14 protein-coding genes, 1 tRNA gene and 1 pseudogene are annotated in these 19103 nt (G+C 48.9%); all 16 read right to left on the bottom strand.

The features are described 5' to 3' along the window. Positions 1-7: 7 nt before the first annotated feature. On the bottom strand, positions 8-766 hold the full coding sequence (locus ACO0K3_RS18335; RefSeq protein WP_422987110.1) for an IclR family transcriptional regulator: 759 nt from the start codon (positions 764-766) through the stop codon (positions 8-10). 272 nt (positions 767-1038) lie between these two features. Next, positions 1039-1506, bottom strand: coding sequence for a cache domain-containing protein (locus tag ACO0K3_RS18340; protein WP_422987112.1), 468 nt, complete (start codon positions 1504-1506; stop codon positions 1039-1041). Between the two features lie 247 nt (positions 1507-1753). Continuing rightward, positions 1754-3346 (bottom strand): methyl-accepting chemotaxis protein, encoded by a 1593-nt coding sequence (locus tag ACO0K3_RS18345; RefSeq protein ID WP_422987114.1) that lies wholly within the window; start codon positions 3344-3346, stop codon positions 1754-1756. Between the two features lie 467 nt (positions 3347-3813). Next, positions 3814-4494 (bottom strand): SPOR domain-containing protein, encoded by a 681-nt coding sequence (locus ACO0K3_RS18350; RefSeq protein WP_422987116.1) that lies wholly within the window; start codon positions 4492-4494, stop codon positions 3814-3816. A 7-nt stretch (positions 4495-4501) separates the two neighbouring features. Further along, a complete protein-coding gene (locus ACO0K3_RS18355; protein WP_422987118.1) occupies positions 4502-5314 on the bottom strand; it encodes a type III pantothenate kinase in 813 nt (270 codons plus the stop codon). A gap of 410 nt (positions 5315-5724) precedes the next feature. Continuing rightward, entirely contained in the window at positions 5725-6516 is a 792-nt protein-coding gene (locus ACO0K3_RS18360; protein ID WP_422987120.1) for a biotin--[acetyl-CoA-carboxylase] ligase, read from the bottom strand. A gap of 91 nt (positions 6517-6607) precedes the next feature. After that, on the bottom strand, positions 6608-10837 hold the full coding sequence (gene rpoC / locus ACO0K3_RS18365) for a DNA-directed RNA polymerase subunit beta' (protein ID WP_422954804.1): 4230 nt from the start codon (positions 10835-10837) through the stop codon (positions 6608-6610). A 98-nt stretch (positions 10838-10935) separates the two neighbouring features. Further along, positions 10936-15042 (bottom strand): DNA-directed RNA polymerase subunit beta, encoded by a 4107-nt coding sequence (gene rpoB, locus ACO0K3_RS18370; protein WP_422954805.1) that lies wholly within the window; start codon positions 15040-15042, stop codon positions 10936-10938. 237 nt (positions 15043-15279) lie between these two features. After that, positions 15280-15651, bottom strand: a complete 372-nt coding sequence (gene rplL / locus ACO0K3_RS18375) for a 50S ribosomal protein L7/L12 (RefSeq protein ID WP_262838747.1) — start codon at positions 15649-15651, stop codon at positions 15280-15282. 50 nt (positions 15652-15701) lie between these two features. Continuing rightward, positions 15702-16238 carry a 50S ribosomal protein L10 gene (gene rplJ / locus ACO0K3_RS18380; protein WP_422954806.1) on the bottom strand — a complete coding sequence of 179 codons (537 nt, stop codon included), beginning with the start codon at positions 16236-16238 and terminating at the stop codon, positions 15702-15704. Positions 16239-16540: 302 nt separating this feature from the next. Then, on the bottom strand, positions 16541-17236 hold the full coding sequence (rplA, locus tag ACO0K3_RS18385) for a 50S ribosomal protein L1 (RefSeq protein ID WP_422954807.1): 696 nt from the start codon (positions 17234-17236) through the stop codon (positions 16541-16543). After that, on the bottom strand, positions 17236-17667 hold the full coding sequence (rplK, locus tag ACO0K3_RS18390) for a 50S ribosomal protein L11 (protein ID WP_262838750.1): 432 nt from the start codon (positions 17665-17667) through the stop codon (positions 17236-17238). The genes rplA and rplK overlap by 1 nt, the downstream gene beginning before the upstream one ends. A gap of 131 nt (positions 17668-17798) precedes the next feature. Beyond that, positions 17799-18392 (bottom strand): transcription termination/antitermination protein NusG, encoded by a 594-nt coding sequence (gene nusG, locus ACO0K3_RS18395; protein WP_422987122.1) that lies wholly within the window; start codon positions 18390-18392, stop codon positions 17799-17801. After that, positions 18392-18775, bottom strand: a complete 384-nt coding sequence (gene secE / locus ACO0K3_RS18400; RefSeq protein ID WP_422987124.1) for a preprotein translocase subunit SecE — start codon at positions 18773-18775, stop codon at positions 18392-18394. Before secE ends, nusG begins: the two co-directional genes overlap by 1 nt. Positions 18776-18811: 36 nt before the next feature. After that, a tRNA-Trp gene (locus tag ACO0K3_RS18405) sits at positions 18812-18887 on the bottom strand. Between the two features lie 79 nt (positions 18888-18966). Next, positions 18967-19103: pseudogene (gene tuf / locus ACO0K3_RS18410) on the bottom strand (elongation factor Tu); the annotation flags it as partial.

The following is a 19103-nucleotide window of genomic DNA, read 5'->3' on the forward strand; positions in this document are numbered from 1 at the left end:
ATGCCGGTTAGTGATCGCGTAGTTTTTGACCAATGCGCGCTGCCGCTGCCATGGTCATCTGGATATAGTCAGCATGGCGTTGCTGGGCACGGCTGACAGGTGCCATCAGGGACAGACTCGCTTCCAGTTTATCTTTCGATGAAAAAACCGGTACGCTGACACCCCAGACACCCTCATCGATTTCGTTCTCAGTGATGGCGTAATGTTGCTGGCGTATTGCCAGTAATTGCGCTTGCAATATTTCCTGCTCTTTTTCCGGAAGCGAACGCATCTGATCATCCTGAACCACTTGCGGCAAATAGGCCAGCAAGGCTTTGGCGGATGCCCCACGCAGCAGTGAATTCGCACTGCCTTTCGTAAATGAACAGCGCAGGGCTTGCTGACTCTCTTGCATATCGAGGCAAATCACCTGACCGTTCACATGCACTAACAAACCGACACTTTCACCCGAACGCTGCACCAGTTGCTCGATTTCTGAGCGAGCCTCCGCCATCAGATACGAATGATGATCAAAACCCCAGGCAAGCTGCATTGCCAGCGGACCCGGCTCATACAAACCACTCTGTCCATGCTCTTGCACCAGCCCCCATTTTTTCAGCGGCGCGAGCTGGCGATACACCGTGCTCAGCGGAATACCTGTCTGCGCCGCGATGTCACGTGCCGCCATGCTCTGCCCCGCCCGGGCAATACAAACCAGCACCTGCAACACCCGCTCGCTTGATGGGATCGCACTCAATACCGCCTGATGAATAGGATGAACGCTCATAGGATTACACGCCAGATGAAGATCTCATCCTAACAGTGTATTCCAGAATTTCAAGGACCGATTCCCGCAATGTGAGAATTTAAAACGAATAAATATTTACGACAGCGAGATCGCAGAGATGACCTGACGCAGCAGGCCGGTGTTTATCAGGAGGTCAGGGGATTGAATGGAAGGAAAGAATACGTACATACAGAGGAATAAAAAAAGCACACATAGCATAGGCGCGGCTTCCCAAGGCATTTCGGCCTGGAAGCCGCGTCGCTATTGCGGAATCACTTATAAATACCGCAAGCGAAGTACAGATCATCGATCCGCTCTACATAAGTACTTTTCTTTTCCAGCTCTTTGGTAGTCGGGTTCGGCCATTTATAGTCGACCCAGCCTTTGCCTTCTTTGCTGTTGGCGACCTCATTCATTTTTCGGACAAAATAGACACCGTCGACATCTTTCAGATCGCCCAGCGATTTGCCGATCAGCTTAGGATTTGCGCCGTGTGCCATGGTTGGTCCGCCGCTCTTTAACGCCCCGGCAAAAATATATAAATCCTTGACGATAAATTGTCCCTTGGGATCGTTGATCTCCGCAAAAGTTTTGTCCTTACCGTTTGCTTTGTAATACGTGATGACTTTTTTCACTAGGTCCGTTGCCTCCTGAGCTGAGCCATGTTCCGAGGCGAACGTGGTGTGGGTGAAGAGTAGGCTGAGTAAAACCGCAAAAATATATCTGCATGCTATTTTCATGTCGTCTCCTTTTTATCGTTCTGGATAGTCGCCGTGATTTGCTGGCGATTTCAGCATAATCCATAGTCGGTAGGGATACAAACTTCTTCTGATTTCTTCTGGCCAAGTAGCTCAATACCCATGAGCCAGAGCATAAAGAGGATGCGCCTGAGGAGTTATAGAGAACATGGGATATCTGGTCTGCCAGGAAGGCAGACCACAGATAATTGCAGCAAAGGCAGGTAGATCAGCGCAGCAGAAAAGTCGCTTAGCGGACTGCGTGCGCAAGTTTAAAGGTGCCCACCACTTGTGATAATTTGGCAGCTTGCTCATGCAGGCTGGAGGCTGCTGCTGCTGCTTGTTCTACCAGGGCTGCGTTTTGCTGCGTCATCTCATCGATGTGAACGATGGCGAGATTGATTTCGCTGATGCCAACACTCTGCTCGTGTCCGGCCGCGGTAATCTGGGTCATGATCTCGGCCACGTCATGTACTGACACGACGATATCGCCCATGGTTTTTCCTGCTTTTTCTACCAGCTGATTACCTGTGTTTACCTGGCTCACCGATTCGTCGATCAGCGTTTTAATTTCTTTCGCGGCACCGGATGAGCGCTGTGCCAGATTCCTGACCTCCGACGCGACAACGGCAAAGCCACGACCTTGCTCACCGGCGCGGGCTGCCTCTACGGCGGCATTTAAGGCCAGAATATTCGTCTGAAACGCGATGCTTTCTATCGTCCCGATGATGTCGCCGATTTTGCGCGAACTCTGCTGTATCGTGCTCATCATATCGACTACCTGCGACACTACTTGCTGCCCTTGCGTGGCGACTTGCGATGCGGATGCTACCAACTGATTGGCGCGCTGTGCATTGGTCGCATTCTGCTTTACTGTCGTGGTCAGTTGCTCCATGGTAGAAACGGTTTCTTCCAGTGAACTGGCCTGTGATTCGGTGCGTGCCGACAGATCGTTATTGCCGCTGGCGATTTCGCTGGTCACGACGGTCAACTGATCAGTGCCGCTACGTACGCTCCCGACAACGCCGGTCAATCCTGTGCCAATGCCATTGATCGATTGCATCAGCTGGCCAATCTCGTCACGACGGCCGATATGCAATAACATCGTCAAATCACCGGCAGCTAATTTTTGCGCCCCCTTCATGGCATCCTGCAACGGGCGACTGACCATCGCCTTGATCAGGCTATTCATCAACACGGACAATCCGCCGACGGCAACGATCGCTAGCAGCATTGCCCAGTTACGCAGGCTGGCAATTTTTTCGCTTTGCTGAGGTGCGAGTTCTTGCAGATTCCCGCTGAGGACAGCGATAAAAATTAGCACTAATAAGCTGACCAGAGCAAACGCCATCAGGGACACCTTAGTGCTAATACCCATCTGCGCCTGATTACTGACATTGATACCGACAAACAAAATCCCAATAACCACGCCAGAGGCGTCCTTGATCGGGTTGTATTGTGTAATGTACTGAATGCCAAACAGGGTCGCATAGCCAATGTAGGACTCGCCATGGATCAGTCGTTTATATCCAGGATGCGCACGGTCCAGCGGCGTACCGATCGCCCGCTCACCGTTTTCTTTTTTGATCGACGTAGAGATGCGCACAAAATCATCGCCATCTTTGACAAAAACGGTAGCGGCAGTGCCCGTCTGTCTGAAGAATCCATCTACCAGAGAAAAATCCATGTTGATGACGGCAGAACCATGTTGCAACACCGGCGTTAAACGTCCCCCGACCTCAATTAGCTGCGTCCGGTCCAGCCTGATATCGCCCTTTACAGATTGCTGAAACTGTCTGGAAAAATGCTTAATCCGGCTTTTTTGTGAAAGGAGTTTATTCATCTTACTTACCTTACCTTGTTGGAATTTTTCTTTAGCAAATCCAGAATCATGCTATGACATCAGGACAGTATGACTGTGCAGAAAAATTAATATTTTTTATTTGCAATAAAGTATCACTGATGCTGGTCGTTCCGGCAACACCTAAAGGCGCTATTTGTACAGATTTTTGGGCGATGCGAATTGAAACACCATTGATCGGACCAGCTCGATGACATGCCAGTGAAAAATGCACAAGAATTGAACGTACAGAGTCAAATGTGACCAGTGATTACTGGAATGCAAGACTAATGCCAGGATTGTGTCTGAAGCAGATGTGCCGCTAAGCAAAATTAGGAGTATGCGTTAATTTTGTCTACAAATTGATGGAGACCTGGCTCCGCACACTTGCAAAAAAACAAGGACACTGCAGCACATCAAGAGCATGAGTAAAATTCGTACCTCAAATAATCTCACGCCCCTGCCAGGACTTAATTTCGACTATATGGTGTGGTCTGGCAGTTGCGGACTTCTTGTCCTGCGAAATCGAGTTTGATGACATCAAAGCGGGATTTTTCATCTGCATTCAGGGCGCGCAGCTGGTAGGCGAACTTGTTGGTGGTAATGGTGCGCGGGCCGATGCGGGCGCTGTGTACGCCTTTGTTATTTAAATTGGCGAGATGTGCTTTGGCTGCTTCTTCCGTTTTAAACACGCCTAGCGAAATACCAAATCGCAGGTTTGACTGATCTTGTACGATGAAAAAATCGGTAATGCCGAGACGACGTAATTCGCCGGCTTTTTTCTCTGCACCTTCTTTACTACCTTGCGATGGAATGAATACCATATTGGTCGCGACATCGGTCACATTAATACGCGATTGCCGGTCACCTAAGGCGAGAGTCTTCAGTTTATCTTCGACTTTTGGTGCATCTGTTTGCGGGAAATTACCGATCTCCAGACAAGCGACGATATCGTTCTTTTTCTCCGCAGGAACTTCAGAGGGCGCCATGGCGAGACTGGCCGAGATCAGTTGCAATTGATCGCTCTGGAGCTGCTTCGTCATGCGCTGTGGCTCGTGCGTATCCATCTCCCAGGTACCGAGATAGCCTAAATTGAACGCCAGCAGAGCTGCGTTGAGTACGAGCAAACTCCAGAAAAAAAATCTCAGCATAGGTTTATCAATTCTCGTTAGGGAGCACCGCAATAGCAGGCACGTCGCCGGGCGGGTTCGTCGATGAGGCGACGAGCGCCAATCCGGTCAAGACCAGATTATCCACATGCTGGCAGGAGATGCCAAGATGGGGCAGCAGATATGTTGCCGCGCCACCAGAAATGAGACAGATCACGTCTTGCTGGCGCTGAATTGCCCATCTGGCGACTGCTCTCTCAATCGCACCGGTCTGCGCATTGATACAACCGCTGACAATCGCGGTCTCTGTGTGGTTGGCAAACAGATTGTCCAGGTTGATGCTTTCTGCGACTTGCGGTAACTGTGCGGTATTTTTGGCCAGCGACATTGCCATGAGTTTCAGACCGGGCAAAATCATCCCGCCATGAAATATGCCGTCGGCACTGATCGCATCAATCGTGGTCGCTGTACCACAGGTCGCTACGATAAGATTGTGACCTGGATATAAGGCGTGTGCGGCAATTGCGGCGGCAAACCGGTCTGTCCCCAACTGAGCAGGCTGAAGATAGGCATTATGAAGACCGGCTGCATAGCCGGATGACGCGAACCATACAGGTTGTACTTTGGGGACGGCTAAGGCTAACTGGTCGGCAATACGGCTTTTGACCTCCGCTCCTGCAACATTGGAAATGAGGATCTTTGTAATGACAAACTGGCGCAAAATCACGGCCAGATTGTCGAGCTCGGCATGGCTGACAGAACCCTGATGCTGCCAGACCGGCGGCAACGCCACCGGTGTGCCGGACATCTCCGGTATCGCCCATTTAATGCGAGTGTTGCCGGCATCAATCAATAACAGCATGGTGGCATGACCTTTTTAAGTATGTTGTCATTATCAGGACTTACACATAAACCAAAATTTCTTTACTCCTGAGAGAAGAAAGCGAAAAAGCAAACAATTTCTATCGTTCACTCAGATAGGCAAACTCAGCCTTATCAACAGAAATGGTCAAAAGGGAGCTTCTAAAAACCCTTTAGTCAACAGTCGATAGTCGATGAAACTGCGTAGTCCTGTCTTTTCTCTGTGTCTCCGTGTCTCTGTGGTGAGAGGTCTTGGTTTTGTTCAGTCCTATCGATGTAATTTTTCAATATGGAGGTTTTTTGAAGTTCCTAAAAGTGAACCCGCAATCCAGATGCGTCTATTAGCACAAAATGCCTCTAAAAGCCGCATCCAGCCTTCGTATTCCATATTTTTGCAGCTAAAAAGCCTAATCAACTAAGCGGACGTAAGGATACATCACCGGCAAGCACGGTGACTTGACCGGCTTCTGTTTGCAGCAACAGACATCCTGACTCATCCACACCAAGCGCTGCTCCTTCGTATAAGACCTCGCCTCTATCAACTATTTTGACCGCTTGCCCCGCATAAGCATGCAAAGCGTTCCAGCGCATCATAAACGCAGCAAATCCTTGCTGCTGAAATTCACCGAGCGCTCTTGCTAAGGCATTTAACAAATGAGCTAACAAGAGATTCCTGTCCATCTGCGCCAGCCAGGGCGCGTCTGCTACCGCTTGTCCGATTTCCACTTCCAAGGCATCGGGTACGCGTAAATTTAAGCCTATTCCGATGACCGCCCACATCGCATCGTCATCCACATGGTCCGCTGCGGTCTCGATCAGGATACCTGCAAGCTTTTTATTCTCTTTGAGAACATCGTTAGGCCATTTCAATTGCACTGGTACGCCTAAGCTGATCAGCACTTCGGCGATGACCACACCTATTGCCAGCGGCAGGCCAGACAAAGCTTGTGCGCTTTTGGTAAAACGCCATGCCAGGGAAAAGGTGAGCATGCCACCGGGTACCGAGTGCCAGACGCGTCCGGCGCGACCGCGTCCTGCGGTCTGACTCTCGGCGACACGCAGGACAGGTGCATACAAATGGTGAATTCTGGCCAGCAAATCCGCATTGGTCGACCCTGTTTCCTGCACGACTTCGACATCTACTTGCGATCCATAGTGATCACGCAGTAACAGAATTTGGCTGGTATTAAAAATACGGTTCATTGAGTTTTTAATCCGCTTGGTAAAGATAAAAAAACGGCACCGGAGACTAGCTGCGGTGCCGTTTTGCTGACGATTATCTCGTCAAACGATGTTACGCGTCACCATCTGCCACATCGGAAGAAGCAACTTCCGGTGCTGGCGCGAATGCCGCTTTTTCAGCTTGCAGCAAGGCTGTGCGTTCATCGGCTTCCCAAGTTTCTTTCAACTTGCGAGCGCGGTGGAATGCCAGACCTGTACCAGCCGGGATCAGACGACCAACGATAACGTTTTCTTTCAGACCGCGCAGGGTATCTTTCTTGCCCATGATCGCTGCCTCTGTCAGGACGCGTGTTGTTTCCTGGAAGGACGCTGCCGAGATAAAGGAATCTGTCGACAGTGACGCTTTAGTAATACCCAGCAAGATATTTTCATACGTTGCAGGAATACCGCCAGCAGCAGCCACACGATCGTTTTCACCCAACAGATCAGAACGCTCAACCTGTTCACCGACGATGTAATTTGCATCGCCCGGATTAACTACAACAACACGACGCAACATCTGACGCACGATCACTTCGATGTGCTTGTCATTGATCTTAACGCCTTGCAAACGGTACACGTCCTGTACTTCATCAACGATGTAACGTGCCAGCGCTTCGATACCCAGCAAACGCAGGATGTCTTGTGGATCGGCCGGGCCGTCAACAATCATCTCACCTTTGTTCACGACTTGACCGTCATGCACCAGGACTTGTTTATCTTTGGTGATCAGGAACTCATGCTTCTCGCCGTCCATGTCGGTGATTTCCAGACGTTGCTTACCTTTGGTTTCTTTACCAAACGCAACCGTACCTGTGACTTCAGCCAACATACCTGCGTCTTTTGGTGAACGTGCTTCGAACAATTCAGCAACACGTGGCAGACCACCGGTAATATCACGAGTCTTTTGTGATTCTGTCGGGATACGCGCCAATACTTCACCCACGTGTACTTGCTGACCATCTTTGACGGTAATCAGCGCGCCCACCTGGAAGCCGATGGTTACTGCATGCTCAGTACCAGAGATCTTGACCTCTTCACCTTGCTCGTTCAACAGCTTAACTTGTGGACGCAGTGTTTTACCTGCTGCGCTACCACGACGTTTCGCATCGATCGCCACCAGGGTGGACAAACCGGTTACTTCATCAACCTGTTTAGCAACAGTGACGCCTTCTTCAACGTTTTCGAATTTCACGGTACCTGTGTACTCAGTGATAATCGGACGTGTCAGCGGATCCCAGGTTGCCAATGCCGTACCAGCTTTGATCACCAGACCGTCTTTCACGATCAATGTCGCACCGTAAGGGACTTTATGACGTTCACGTTCACGACCGTGGTCGTCTGTGATCAAGACTTCGCCTGAACGGGAAATAACGATCTGGTCGCCTTTACCGTTCGTGACATAACGCATGGTCGCTGTGAAACGAATCGTACCGTTAGATTTCGCTTCAACAGAAGAGGCAATCGCCGCACGGGATGCCGCACCACCGATGTGGAAGGTACGCATCGTCAACTGTGTACCTGGTTCACCGATGGACTGAGCAGCGATAACACCAACTGCTTCACCCGCATTGACCAGAGAACCACGACCCAGATCACGACCGTAGCACATGGCGCACAGGCCGTAGCGTGTGTCGCATGTCAATGGTGTACGAACTTTAACTTCGTCGATACCGAGGCGTTCGATTTCTTCCACTGCTGTTTCGTCGAGCAAAGTGCCTGCATCGTACAGATTCGCTTGTGTTTCCGGGTTGACGATATCGTTGGCTGCTACACGACCCAAGATCAGATCACGCAAAGGCACATTCACTTCACCACCTTCAACAATCGCTTTCATGGACGCGCCATTCGCTGTACCGCAATCATCTTCGATTACGACCAGATCTTGGGTTACGTCAACCAGACGACGTGTCAGGTAACCGGAGTTCGCTGTTTTCAAGGCCGTATCGGCCAGACCTTTACGCGCACCGTGAGTGGAAATAAAGTACTGGAGAACGTTCAGACCTTCGCGGAAGTTCGCGGTAATCGGCGTTTCGATAATCGAGCCATCCGGTTTCGCCATCAGACCACGCATACCTGCCAGCTGACGAATCTGTGCTGCAGAACCACGCGCACCGGAGTCAGCCATCATGTAAATCGCATTGAACGATTCCTGCGTGCCTTTAGTACCATCGCGACGGACAACGTCTTCTACTTTGAGTTGTTCCATCATGGCCTTACCGACTTCATCACCGGTCTTGCCCCAGATATCCACAACCTTGTTGTAACGCTCACCTGCAGTCACCAGACCGGACGCATATTGCTGTTCGATCTGTTTGACTTCGTGTTCTGCATTCGCTACCAGAGTGACCTTTTGCGGCGGTACCAGCATGTCGTCGATACAGATAGAGATACCTGCACGTGTCGCCAAACGGAAACCAGACTGCATCAGTTGATCAGCAAACACCACCGTTGCGCGCAAACCGCACTTACGGAAAGAGGTATCGATCAGCTTGGAAATTTCTTTCTTTTTCAACGCGCGGTTCAGCACGGTGAAAGGCAAGCCTTTTGGCAAAATCTCGGACAGGATCGCGCGACCTACTGTGGTTTCGTAACGTTTGATCGTTTTGACGAACTCACCAGTTTCCAGATCTTTTGGATATTCAGTAATACGGACAGTAATGCGGGTAGTCAGTTCGACTTCCTTGTTGTCCCAGGCGCGGATCGCTTCTGAAACGTCAGGGAACATCATGCCTTCGCCCTTACCGTTGATTTTTTCACGAGTCGCGTAGTACAGACCCAAAACGATATCCTGAGAAGGCACGATGGACGGTTCGCCGTTGGACGGGAACAGAATATTGTTCGATGCCAACATCAGGGTACGCGCTTCCATCTGTGCTTCGATAGACAGAGGAACGTGGACCGCCATTTGATCGCCGTCAAAGTCGGCATTGAATGCGGCGCAGACCAGTGGGTGCAACTGGATCGCTTTACCTTCAATCAGGACCGGCTCAAACGCCTGAATACCTAAACGGTGCAAAGTTGGTGCACGGTTTAGCATGACCGGATGCTCGCGGATGACTTCTTCCAGAATATCCCAGACTACAGGTTCTTGTATCTCAACGAGTTTCTTCGCTGCCTTAATCGTGGTCGCCAGACCCATTAATTCCAGTTTATTGAAAATAAACGGTTTGAACAATTCCAGTGCCATCAATTTTGGCAAGCCGCACTGATGCAATTTCAGCTGCGGACCAACCACAATAACGGAACGACCAGAGTAATCGACGCGCTTACCCAGCAAGTTTTGACGGAAACGACCGCCCTTACCTTTGATCATTTCTGCCAAAGATTTCAGAGGACGTTTATTCGCGCCTGTCATTGCTTTACCGCGACGACCATTGTCTAACAACGAATCGACCGCTTCTTGCAGCATACGTTTTTCGTTACGCGTAATGATTTCCGGAGCGCGCAATTCCATCAGACGCTTCAGACGGTTGTTACGATTGATGACGCGACGATACAGATCATTCAGATCGGAAGTCGCAAAACGACCACCATCCAACGGGACCAATGGACGCAGCTCTGGCGGTAACACCGGCAGCACTTCCATGATCATCCAGTCTGGCTTGATGCCGGAGCGCTGGAATGCTTCCAACACTTTCAGGCGTTTCGCGTATTTCTTGATCTTGGCTTCAGATTTCGATTCTTTCAGCTCGGTGCGCAGAGTTTCTGCATCACGGTCGATGTCGATGGAGCGCAGCAACTCACGGATACCTTCAGCACCCATGAACGCGGTGAATTCATCACCGTGTTCTTCGTATTTTGCAGCGTAATCGTCTTCCGACATGATCTGGCATTTTTTCAGCGGAGTCATGCCAGGATCGGTCACAACATAGGCTTCAAAATACAGAACGCGTTCGATGTCGCGCAAAGTCATGTCCAGTACCATACCCAAACGGGATGGCAGAGATTTCAGGAACCAGATATGCGCTGTAGGCGAAGCCAGCTCGATATGGCCCATGCGTTCACGACGCACTTTGGCCAGAGTCACTTCTACACCACATTTTTCGCAGATAACGCCGCGGTGTTTCAGGCGTTTGTACTTACCGCACAGGCATTCGTAATCCTTGATAGGACCAAAAATCTTGGCGCAGAACAAACCGTCGCGCTCAGGCTTGAAAGTACGATAGTTGATGGTTTCCGGCTTTTTAACTTCGCCGTAGGACCATGAACGGATTTTTTCTGGTGACGCAAGACCAATTTTGATCGCGTCGAATTGTTCATTTGGCTGAACTTGCTTGAATAAATCGAGCAGGGCTTTCATGTATCACTCCAGTTGGTGTGAAAAATTTGTTACTGAACCAGGCTTGCAAATCAACCACGATCATGCCCGTGGTTGATTTTTTCCTACCGCATACTCGCTTATTCGCGTTCCAGATCGATGTCGATACCCAGCGAGCGGATTTCTTTAACGAGAACGTTAAAGGATTCCGGCATGCCTGCATCGATAACGTGATCACCCTTGACGAGATTTTCGTACACTTTGGTACGGCCGTTCACGTCATCGGATTTCACTGTCAGCATCTCTTGCAAGACATAAGACGCGCCGTACGCTTCCAGTGCCCAGACCTCCATCTCACCGAAACGCTGACCACCGAACTGCGCTTTACCGCCGAGTGGTTGTTGTGTAACGAGTGAGTAAGGACCAGTAGAACGCGCATGCATCTTGTCATCAACCAGATGGTGCAATTTCAGTACGTGCATGTAGCCAACGGTGACACTACGCTCAAACGCTTCGCCAGTGCGACCATCGTACAGGGTGACCTGATTTTTCGATGGCGTCATGCCGAGTTGTTTGGCGATATGGTCAGGATAAGCCAGATCCAGCATGCGACGAATTTCGGACTCATGCGCACCGTCAAATACCGGCGTCGCGAAAGGCACGCCATTTTTCAGGTTGGCAGTCAACGCCAGAATATCTGCATCGGACAAGCCATCGATATCTTCTGTCTTGCCGGACTCGTTATAGATCTGCTTCAGGAAACCGCGCAGCTCTTCAACTTTGGCTTTTGCTTTCAGCATTTCGCCGATACGCAAACCCAGACCTTTAGCTGCCCAACCCAAATGCACTTCCAAAACCTGACCAACGTTCATCCGTGATGGAACACCCAATGGGTTCAGCACGATGTCAGCCGGTGTCCCGTCAGCCATGTAAGGCATATCTTCGATAGGAACGATACGTGACACCACACCTTTGTTACCGTGGCGACCCGCCATCTTGTCACCAGGTTGCAGGCGACGCTTAACAGCCAAGTAAACCTTGACCATTTTTTGTACGCCAGGTGGCAGTTCATCGCCTTGTGTCAGCTTGGTACGTTTTTCTTCGAAAGCCAGATCGAACTGATGACGTTTTTCAGCGATGGAATCTTTAATTGCTTCCAATGCTTTAGCCGCATCATCATCTGCCGGACGAATATCAAACCAGTGATATTTATCCAAGTCAGCTAAGTATTCCTTAGTGATCTTGCTGCCTTTTGCCAATTTAGCCGGGCCGCCATTAGCGACTTTGCCTATCAACATACGTTCCAGGCGCTCAAATGCATCGCCTTCAACAATACGTAACTGATCGTTCAAATCAAGACGATAGCGCTTCAGCTCATCATCAATAATTTGTTGAGCACGTTTGTCGCGCTGGATGCCTTCGCGAGTGAACACTTGTACATCGATGACAGTACCGACCATGCCGGATGGCACGCGCAGGGATGTGTCTTTTACGTCGGATGCTTTTTCACCGAAAATCGCGCGTAGCAATTTTTCTTCTGGTGTCAGCTGTGTTTCGCCTTTTGGCGTCACTTTACCAACCAATGTATCACCCGCAGTGACTTCCGCACCGATGTAGACGATACCGGCTTCGTCCAGACGCGCCAGTTGGTTTTCGGCCAGGTTGGAAATATCACGTGTGATTTCTTCTGCACCTAACTTAGTATCACGGGCAACAACCGACAACTCTTCGATGTGAATCGAGGTGTAGCGATCATCAGCAACAACTTTCTCGGAGATCAAGATCGAATCTTCGAAGTTATAGCCGTTCCATGGCATAAATGCGACCAGCATGTTTTGGCCCAGCGCCAACTCACCCAGATCGGTGGAAGCGCCGTCAGCCAGAACGTCACCCTTGGCAACCATGTCACCAACCTTAACGATAGGACGCTGGTTGATATTGGTGTTCTGGTTAGAACGTGTGTACTTGATCAGATTGTAGATATCCACACCGACTTCACCAGCCTGAGCTTCCGCATCATTCACACGAATCACGATACGGCCCGCATCGATGTAATCGACTTTACCGCCACGCAATGCTTGTACGGTTGTACCGGAATCGACTGCCACGGTACGCTCAATGCCAGTACCGACAAATGCTTTCTCTGGACGCAGACAAGGAACTGCCTGACGTTGCATGTTGGCACCCATCAACGCACGGTTCGCATCATCGTGTTCAAGGAAAGGAATCAAGGATGCCGCAACAGAAACCACCTGACCGGTTGCCACGTCCATGTATTGGATACGTTCCGGAGAAACCAGAATCGTTTCGCCAGCTTCGCGCGCGGATACCAGTTCATCAACCAGCGTGCCGTTGCCATCAATTGTTGCATTCGCCTGAGCGATGATGTAACGACCTTCTTCAATCGCGGACAGATAATCAATTTGCTGCGTGATTTTGCTGTCAACCACTTTGCGGTATGGCGTTTCTAAGAAGCCATATTCGTTCAGACGCGCATACAAAGCCAGTGAGTTGATCAGACCAATGTTTGGTCCCTCTGGTGTCTCAATCGGGCAGACGCGACCATAGTGAGTTGGATGAACGTCACGGACTTCAAAGCCAGCGCGCTCACGTGTCAAACCACCAGGTCCCAGGGCAGAAATACGACGCTTATGCGTGATTTCTGACAATGGATTAGTCTGATCCATAAACTGGGACAATTGGGAAGAACCGAAGAACTCACGAATCGCAGCAGAAATAGGCTTGGAGTTGATCAGGTCGTGCGGCATTAGGTTGTCGGCTTCAGCCTGACCCAGACGCTCTTTGACAGCACGTTCTACACGTACCAGACCAGCACGGAATTGGTTCTCAGCCAATTCACCTACGCAACGTACACGACGATTACCCAAGTGATCGATATCATCGACTTCGCCGCGACCATTGCGCAACTCAACCAGAATCTTAATCACAGCCAATACGTCTTCGTTCGACAGGGTCATTGCGCCTGTCAGTTCATCACGGCCAATACGGCGGTTGAACTTCATACGGCCTACTGCGGACAAGTCGTAACGCTCTTCGCTATAGAACAAGCCATTGAACAGGGCTTCAACAGAATCTTCTGTTGGTGGTTCGCCAGGACGCATCATACGGTAGATAGCGACACGGGCAGCCATCTGGTCTGCCGTATCATCCGTACGTAAAGTCTGGGAAATGTAAGATCCCTGATCCAGATCATTCGTGTACAGTGTTTGAATCGTGCTGATTTTTGCATCGCGCAGACGACCCAACAACTCTTCAGTCAACTCATCATTAGCGTTAGCAATCACTTCACCAGTGTCGCCATCAATAATATTTTTCGCAATAACGCGGCCGAGCAGGTAGTCTTCAGGTACAGAAATATGCTTGATTCCTGCCGCATCGATTTCACGCACATGCTTTGCATTGATACGCTTATCTTTGGCGACAATCACTTTGCCAGCTTTATCAGCGATATCAAAACGCGCAACTTCACCACGCAAACGCTCGGAAACGAATTCCATTTCAGCGCCATCGTTGTGCAGGGTGAAATTATCAAACACGAAGAAATTAGCAAGAATCTGCTCATTATTCATGCCAATAGCACGCAACAAAATAGTGACTGGCATCTTGCGACGACGGTCAATACGGAAGAATAAAATGTCTTTTGGATCGAATTCAAAGTCGAGCCAAGAACCACGGTAAGGAATAATCCGTGCAGAGAACAGCAATTTACCGGAAGAATGCGTCTTGCCGCGGTCATGTTCAAAAAACACGCCCGGGGAACGATGCAACTGAGACACGATAACGCGTTCAGTCCCATTAATCACGAAAGAACCGGTTGTCGTCATGAGCGGCAATTCGCCCATATAGACTTCTTGCTCTTTCATTTCTTTGACGACGGGTTTGGTTGGAGATTCTTTATCCAGAATCACCAAACGCACCTTGGCACGTAAAGGAGATGCAAAAGTGAGACCACGCTGTTGACATTCCTTGACGTCAAAAGCAGGATCACCTAAAACATAGGATAGAAATTCGAGACGTGCGAACCCGTTATGCGACACGATCGGAAAAATGGACGTGAAGGCTGACTGCAAGCCCTCATTTTTGCGTGCCGACGCTGTTTTGTCGGCTTGCAAAAAGCCCAAATATGACTCGAGCTGGGTCGCCAGCAGGAACGGAACGTTGTGAACGTTAGCGCGTTTCGCAAAAGACTTACGAATGCGCTTCTTCTCAGTAAATGAGTAGTGCATGGACACTCCGTTAGTGACAAGGAAGGATGGAGAATTCAGGATTCCAATGGTAATTCAACATTACAAAAAGAAACCTCAAGTCTCAGCCCTTAACCTCGGGAACTTCAGAACCGGTAAAAAGTATTACCGAAACAACAAAACATGAACGACAAAGAAGCCAAAGAGGAACCTTCTCTTCCGAGAGGATTCCTGTCTTTGACTTAGGCAAATCCTGAGACTTGCCATAATACTGCGAAATTACTTAATGTCAGCTTTCGCGCCAGCATCTTCCAATTTCTTTTTAGCTGCTTCAGCATCAGCTTTTGCAACGGCTTCTTTAACAGCTTTTGGTGCGCCATCAACCAGATCCTTAGCTTCTTTCAAGCCTAGACCAGTGATTTCGCGAACTGCTTTAATAACGCCAACTTTGTTTGCGCCAACTTCAGACAGAATTACGTTGAATTCTGTTTGCTCTTCAACAGCAGCGGCAGCAGCACCAGCAGCTGGACCAGCAGACATTGCAGCGGCGGAAACGCCGAATTTTTCTTCGAATGCCTTAACCAGGTCGTTCAAGTCCATTACGGACATCGCGCCTACGGCTTCCAGGATATCGTCTTTGCTAATTGCCATTTGAAACTCCAATTTATAAATTACATTAATACGGTATTTGACGAAAAATCTTATTCAGCAACTGCTTCAGTAGCTTCCGCTACCGGCGCTGCAGGTGAATCAGATTCTTTCTTTGCTGCGAGAGCTGCCAGAGCACGTGCGAAGCCAGATACAGGAGCCTGCATCATGCCCAACACTTGCGCCAACAATACTTCACGGCTAGGAATGCTTGCCAATGCGATAACGCCAGCTTTATCCAGCGATTTACCAGCATAGTTACCTGCTTTAACAACCAGCTTGTCATTGCTTTTTGCAAAGTCTTGTACAACTTTAGCAGCAGCAACAGCATCTTCCGAGATCGCATAGATCAACGGGCCAGTCATTTCAGAAGCGAGGCTTGCAAATGCAGTTCCCTCAACAGCACGACGTGCGAGTGTGTTTTTCAACACGCGCATGTACACGCCCTGAGCACGTGCGTTAGCACGTAATTGCGTCAAATGACCGACCTGGATACCACGATATTCAGCTACGACGATAGTCTGTGCAGTTGCAACTTTTGCAGAGACTTCAGCGACGACAGCTTTTTTATCATTCAGATTGAGACTCACGGTCAACCTCCAATTATGATATTCAGTCTTTACATCAGGATGAAGTAAAGCCCTCATATCGTTTCGAACACGGCGTCCGAAGTTAGGAGTTTTACTGGAAGGCCAGTATGTAACTACAAAACTTGATCGGGTACACCATCTGCGTTGGGTACTTGAGATAACTCTCTTGCGATTTAACTTTATGCTAGAACGAATCCAACACACAAAGCCCAACGGTCTTTGACTCTCTGTCCGCCCAATTACTCGGTCGGACAGCCCAAAGATTCGCCATACATTTTGCAATGCATGGACTTAATTCTTTATTACGCAGCCAGGTTACCGTGATCTACACGTACGCCAGCGCCCATTGTGGACGAAAGGGATACTTTACGCAGATACACACCTTTGCTGGAAGCTGGCTTTGCTTTATTCAAAGCTTCGACCAATGCCAGCAAGTTCGCTTTCAAATCAGCATCAGCAAAAGATTTGCGACCGATTGTCGAGTGAATGATACCGGCTTTGTCAGTACGATATTGCACTTGACCAGCTTTTGCATTTTTAACTGCAGTAGCAACGTCAGGAGTAACCGTACCAACTTTTGGATTTGGCATCAAACCACGTGGACCGAGAACTTGACCCAGCGTACCAACGATACGCATTGTGTCTGGAGATGCAATAACGATATCAAATGGCATGTCGCCAGCTTTGATACGCTCTGCCAAATCTTCCATACCAACGATATCAGCACCTGCAGCTTTAGCTTCCTCAGCCTTAGCACCTTGTGCGAATACCGCTACGCGAACAGTCTTACCTGTACCAGCAGGCAATACAACAGAACCACGAACAACCTGGTCAGATTTTTTAGGATCTACGCCCAATTGTACGGAAACGTCGATGGATTCATTGAATTTCGCAGTAGCGCATTCTTTGATCAAAGCAATCGCATTATCGAAAGAATATACTTTCAGACGATCTACTTTGGTTTTAAGCAATTTTGCTTTTTTGGATAACTTAGCCATTACAGTCCCTCTACCGTGATACCCATGGAGCGAGCAGAACCAGCGATCGTACGCACTGCTGCGTCCATATCAGCGGCTGTCAAATCAGGACGCTTCAAAGTCGCGATTTCTTCTGCTTGCTTACGTGTCAATTTACCGACTTTATCTGTATGCGGCTTAGCAGATCCTTTAGTGATCGCAGCGGCTTTTTTGATCAGATAAGTTGCTGGAGGTGTCTTCATCACAAATGTGAAAGACTTATCCGCAAACGCAGTGATCACAACAGGGATAGGCATACCTGGCTCAACACCTTGAGTCTGTGCGTTAAACGCTTTACAGAATTCCATGATGTTCAGACCACGTTGACCCAATGCTGGACCGATAGGTGGAGATGGATTTGCTTTACCAGCTGGCACTTGCAGCTTGATAAAACCGATGATTTTCTTTGCCATGATGGCTCCTTCATTAATTGAGTAGTAGCGCCCAACAAGACATTACTGCTTTGCTGGGCTCCTCTGTTACTTCATTTCAGTTTAAACACCTTAGCTACATTGGCGTCACGCACTGAAAAAGCGTTAATTTTTTATACTTTTTCGACCTGACCAAACTCAAGTTCAACCGGAGTCGCACGGCCGAAAATCGTTACTGTCACGCGAACTTTTGATTTCTCGTAATTCACTTCTTCGACATTACCGTTGAAATCAGTAAACGGACCATCCTTAATGCGGACAACTTCACCTACTTCATACAATACTTTTGGCCTTGGTTTTTCAACACCATCTTGCATCTGCTGCAAAATCTTATCGACTTCGTGCTGAGGAATTGGCGACGGCTTATTAGACTTACCACCGATGAAGCCCGTAACCTTACTAGTATTTTTTACCAAATGCCAAGTATCGTCTGTCATTTCCATTTCAACGAATACATAACTAGGAAACAAACGACGCTCAGTTACTGCTTTTTTACCATTTTTTACTTCAATCACTTCTTCGGTAGGCACCAAAATCTGACCGAATTTATCTTGCATTTCTGCGCGCTCAATACGCTCAGTCAATGCGCGCTGCACACTTTTTTCCATACCAGAATAGGCATGAACTGCGTACCATCTTTTAGCGCTTTTAGGCACAGAAACCGCTGGCTCTGTACCTTCTTGATTTTCCTGAATGTGCTCAGTCATTATTTTTTCCATCCAAGAATTACGTCATAAAGCAGAAACTCGAGAAACTTGTCAGTACCCCAGAGGAAAATAGCCATTACCAACACAAAACCAAATACCACAGCAGTAATCTGACCAGCCTCTTTACGAGTCGGCCAAACCACCTTCTTCGTTTCACGTACAGCTTCTTTAGCAAACAAAACGAAGTTACGACCTGTTTCAGACACCGAGATCAAAGCAATTGCCACCAGCAAACCGGCAATCAATGCAGCAGCACGAATATAAGCTGGCTGACTAACAAGAACATAAAAAGCAGCAACACCAGCAACCGCAGCAACTACCGCAAGAATGATTTTGTACTTATCATTCGAAGTGCTGACTGTTTGTACAGATTGGTTAGACATACTTTATTTACTTTCGGCGCCCTGCGGCCTTGATGATGGCAGGGGCGGTAGGAATCGAACCTACAACCTTCGGTTTTGGAGACCGACGCTCTGCCAATTGAGCTACACCCCTACAGCTTAGAACCACTTGATGAATATAGCGACCTTGGCAAATCGCTATATTTATTTAGAACTAATTATTGCTATTTTTATTACTCAATGATTTTAGCAACGACACCAGCACCAACAGTACGGCCACCTTCACGGATCGCGAAACGCAGACCTTCTTCCATCGCGATCGGGTTGATCAGCTTGACTGTGATGGAGACGTTATCACCTGGCATGACCA

Source organism: Undibacterium sp. Rencai35W (assembly GCF_049340185.1).
Lineage (GTDB): Bacteria > Pseudomonadota > Gammaproteobacteria > Burkholderiales > Burkholderiaceae_D > Undibacterium.